At 69.2% G+C, this 4,499-nt stretch carries 4 protein-coding genes; all 4 read left to right on the forward strand.

What is annotated here, in order from left to right:
- Positions 1-754 (forward strand): pyruvate formate-lyase-activating protein (gene pflA, locus VMJ70_10575; protein ID HTO91564.1); only part of this gene is annotated, 754 nt, incomplete at its 5' end.
- Positions 755-795: 41 nt separating this feature from the next.
- On the forward strand, positions 796-2,388 hold the full coding sequence (locus tag VMJ70_10580) for a TrkA C-terminal domain-containing protein (GenBank protein HTO91565.1): 1,593 nt from the start codon (positions 796-798) through the stop codon (positions 2,386-2,388).
- 55 nt (positions 2,389-2,443) lie between these two features.
- Positions 2,444-3,391: a phosphate acetyltransferase gene (locus VMJ70_10585; GenBank protein HTO91566.1), complete on the forward strand. Its 948-nt coding sequence runs from the start codon at positions 2,444-2,446 to the stop codon at positions 3,389-3,391.
- Positions 3,388-4,499 (forward strand): acetate/propionate family kinase (locus VMJ70_10590; protein HTO91567.1); only part of this gene is annotated, 1,112 nt, incomplete at its 3' end. The genes VMJ70_10585 and VMJ70_10590, both read left to right, overlap by 4 nt.

Here is a 4,499-nt window from a genome sequence, read left to right on the forward strand (position 1 = left end):
CACCGAGCACTACGACGACAAGGTCGGCGAATTCGGGTACGTCCACTCGTACGAGTCCGGCTCGCGGGTGGACGGGCCCGGCATCCGCATGACGCTCTTCACGTCGGGGTGCCTGCTCCGGTGCCAGTACTGCCACAACCCCGACACCTGGCACATGAAGGACGGCCGCAAGGTGAGCACAGCTCACGTGATCGAGCGGCTCCGCGATTTCGCGCCGGCATTGCGGGCCATGGACGGGGGGCTGACGATCTCGGGCGGGGAGCCGCTGGTGCAGATCGCATTCACCCGCCGGGTGTACGCCGCGGCCAAGGCGCTCGGGGTGCATACCGCGCTCGACACCTCGGGCTATCTCGGCGCGCGCGCGGACGACGATTATCTCGCCGACGTCGATCTCGTCCTGCTCGACATCAAGTCCTGGGATCCCGCCACCTACCTTCGGGTGACGGGCCGCGAGCTGGCGCCCACGCTGCGGTTTGCGGAGCGCCTCGCCGCGATGGGGAAGGCGGTGTGGCTGCGCTACGTGCTCGTGCCCGGTCTCACCGACGAGCCGGCCAACATCGACGGCGTCGCGCGCTTCGTCGCCCCGATGCGCAACGTCGAATGGGTCGAGGTGCTGCCGTTCCACCAGCTCGGCGCGTTCAAGTGGAAGGCGCTCGGCATCGAGTACAAGCTCGCCGCCACGCCGCCGTGCCCGCCCGAGCTCCTCGAATCGGCCATCGCCCGGTTCCGCCGGGCGGGGTGCAACGCCCGCTGAGTACCGGCTCCAACCACCACTGATCAGAGCAAGAGGTCGCTATGGAAATCGCTCGGACGTTCCTGGAGTCCCAGCCGCTGGTGGCGCTCGCTTTCGCGATCGGAGCCGGCTATCTGCTGGGGCAGGTCTCGATAAGGGGGTTCGCCCTCGGTGCTGGCGCCGTGCTCTTCACCGGGCTCGCGATCGGCGCGATCGCGCCCAAGGCGTCGCTGCCCGGCGTGGTCGGCACCATCGGCCTCCTGATGTTCCTCTACGGCGTCGGGATCCAGTACGGCCGGCAGTTCTTCGCCGGTCTCGCGGGGCCAGGGCTCGTCTGGAACGCTCTCGCGCTCGCGGGCGTGCTCGGATCCATGGCGGTGGCGCTGGGCGCGGCGCAGCTGCTCGGCCTGTCGGTCCCGACCGCAGTCGGCCTCTTCGCCGGCTCCGGCACGTCGACGGCCGCCCTCCACGCCGCGCTTGTGGCGGCGGGCAGCCAGGAACCCGCGGTGGGCTACAGCGTCGCCTATCCGTTCGGGGTAGTCGGACCGATCCTGGCGATCTACCTCCTGACCGCCTTTCTCAAGCCGAAGCTCGCTCCGCCGCCGCCCGCCCTGCGTTACGGCGAGGTGACCGTGGACCAGCCCGCGGCGATCGGTCAGCGGATCGACGCGATCGAGCGGCTGCTGCCGGCGGGCGTGCAGATGATCGGACTGCGGCGCGGCCTCCATAACCTGCTGCCTGCGCCGAGCATGGTGCTCGCCGGCAACGATGCGCTGTTCCTGGTCGGCCAGCCCGACGCACTTGCCAAAGCGACCGGAATGCTGGGCCACGATCAGCCGCGACAGGTGATCGGCGACCGCAGCGACTTCGACGTGGTGCGGGTGTACGTCTCGAAGCCGGGCCTGCTCGGGCGCAGCATCGCCGAGCTCCCGATGCCGGACTTTCCGGCGCGCATTTCGCACGTCCGCCGCGGCGACGTGGAGCTGCTCGCCGCCCCCGACCTGGTGATCGAGTCGGGCGACCGGCTGGTCGTGATCGCGCCGAGCGACAAGATCGCCGCGGTGCGCGCGCACTTCGGGGACTCGATCCGCGCCACCGCCGAGTTCTCCTACGTGTCAGCGGGCCTCGGGATGATGCTCGGACTGCTGCTGGGGTGCATCCCGATCCCGTTGCCGGGCCTCGGCCGATTCACGCTCGGAGTGGCGTGCGGGCCCCTGATCATGGCGCTCGTCCTGGGTTGGCTTGGCCGCACCGGTCCGATCAGCTGGCGCATGCCGGCCCCCGCAAACCTCGTGCTGCGCAACTTCGGCCTGACGCTGTTCCTGGCGGTGGTGGCGATCGGTGCCGGCAAGCCGTTCGTCGATACCGTGGCGCGCGAAGGGATCCCGATCCTCCTTGCCGGCGCGGCGGTGCTGCTGACCAACGTGCTCCTGATCATGCTGATCGGGTTCTACGTGCTGAAGATTCCCTTCGACTCGCTCGTCGGCGTCATGTCCGGGGCGACGGGCAACCCGGCGATCCCCGCCTACGGTTCGCGGCTGCTGCAATCCGATCGCGTGGACGTGGGCTACGCCACCATCTTCCCGTCGATGACGATCGTCAAGGTGCTCGCCGCCCAGGTCGTCGTAATGCTGCTCGCCGGCACTGCGGGTTGATCGCATGTCCGTAATGACGACGGCAAAGATTCCTCTCAACGGAGTTGAAAGCATCATGAATACCCAAGCGACACACGAGAAATACAAACGCCTACTCGACGTCGCGAAGACGCTGCAGACGGTCGTTACGGCCGTCGCGCACCCGTGCGACGAGAGCTCGCTCTCCGGTGCCGTCGACGCCGCGCAGCTCGGTCTGATCAAACCGATCCTGGTCGGACCGAAGGGGAAGATCGAAGCGGTCGCCAAGCAGTTCAAGCTCGACATCGCGGGCTACGAGCTCGTCGACGCGCCGCACAGCCACGCCGCGGCGGCGAAAGCCGTCGAGCTGGTGCGCGCGGGCAAGGCGGAGGCGCTGATGAAGGGCAGCCTCCACACCGACGAGCTGATGGCCGAGGTGGTGAAGAAGGACACCGGCCTGCGCACGGCGCGGCGCATCAGCCACTGCTTCGTGCTGGACGTCCCCGGCCATGCCGATGCGCTGATCATCTCGGATGCCGCGGTGAACATCGCGCCCACGCTCGAGGACAAGGTCGACATCGTGCAGAACGCGATCGACCTCGCACGTGCGCTGCGCGCGCCGGAGGTGCGGGTCGCGATCCTGTCGGCAATGGAGACGGTAAACCCGAAGGTGCCCTCGACCATCGAGGCGGCGGCGCTCTGCAAGATGGCCGACCGCGGCCAGATCACCGGCGGCATCCTCGACGGCCCGCTCGCCCTCGACAACGCGATCAGCCCCGAAGCGGCCGAGATCAAGAAGATCGTCTCTCCGGTCGCGGGCCGGGCGAACGTGCTCATCGTCCCCGACCTCGAGGCGGGCAACATGCTCGCAAAGAGCCTGTCGTTCCTCGCCGGGGCGGACGCTGCCGGCATCGTCCTCGGCGCGAAGGTGCCGGTGATCCTCACCAGCCGCGCCGACACGGTGGTGGCGCGGCTCGCATCGTGCGCGGTCGCGGTGTTCGTGGCCCAGGCGCGCCGCGAAAACGCGGCCAAGGCAATCGCATGACCGACGCGATCCTCGTCCTCAACGCCGGCTCGTCGAGCATAAAGTTTTCGCTATTCGCCGAAAGCGGCGCGGCGCTCGCGCTCGTCGCCAGCGGTCAGATCGAAGGCATTTACACCGCGCCGCACTTCGTCGCCAAGGACGCCTCCGGCAAGCCGGCGAGCGAGAAGCGGTGGGAACCCGGGTCGAAGCTCGGGCACGACGGCGCGCTCGCGCACATCATCGACTGGCTCAAGGCGATGCACGGGAACGACCACCGTCTCGCCGCGGTGGGGCATCGCGTCGTGCATGGCGGCGCCGACTACGCTACGCCGGTACGCGTGGACGGCGCGGTGGTGGCGAAGCTCGAGAAGCTCGTGCCGCTGGCACCGCTGCACGAGCCGCACAACCTGGCGCCGATGCGCGCCGTCTTCCAGCGCGCGCCCGAGCTCGCGCAGGTCGCCTGCTTCGACACCGCGTTCCACCGCTCGAACCCGCCGCTCGCGCAGATGTTCGCGCTGCCGCAGGAGCTGACCGATGCGGGTGTGCGCCGCTACGGCTTTCATGGCCTCTCGTACGAGTACATCGCCTCGGTTCTGCCGAAGTTCGACGAACGGGCGGCGCATGGCAAGACGGTAGTGCTGCATCTGGGTAACGGCGCGAGCATGTGCGCGCTCGAGGCCGGCCGGAGCATCGCGAGCACCATGGGCTTCACCGCGGTCGACGGCCTGCCGATGGGCACCCGCTGCGGCGCGATCGATCCCGGCGTGATCCTCTACCTGATGGACGAGCGCAAGCTGGACGTGCGCGCGATCGAGAAGCTGATCTACAGCCAGTCCGGGCTGCTCGGCGTGTCCGGCATCTCGAGCGACATGCGCGTGCTGCTCGAGTCGAAGGAGCCGCGGGCGCAGCTCGCGGTCGATCTCTTCGTCTACCGCGCCGGGCGCGAGCTCGGCTCGCTCGCCGCGGCGCTCGGCGGCCTGGACGCCATCGTCTTCACGGCCGGCATCGGCGAGCATGCGGCGCCCATCCGCGAACGGGTATGCCGGCAGGCGGCCTGGCTCGGGGTGGAACTCGACGCTCAGGCGAACGCGAAGCACGGCCCGCGCATCTCGACCGCGGCGAGCCGGAC

The sequence above is a fragment of the Candidatus Sulfotelmatobacter sp. genome (assembly GCA_035498555.1).
Lineage (GTDB): Bacteria > Eisenbacteria > RBG-16-71-46 > RBG-16-71-46 > RBG-16-71-46 > DATKAB01.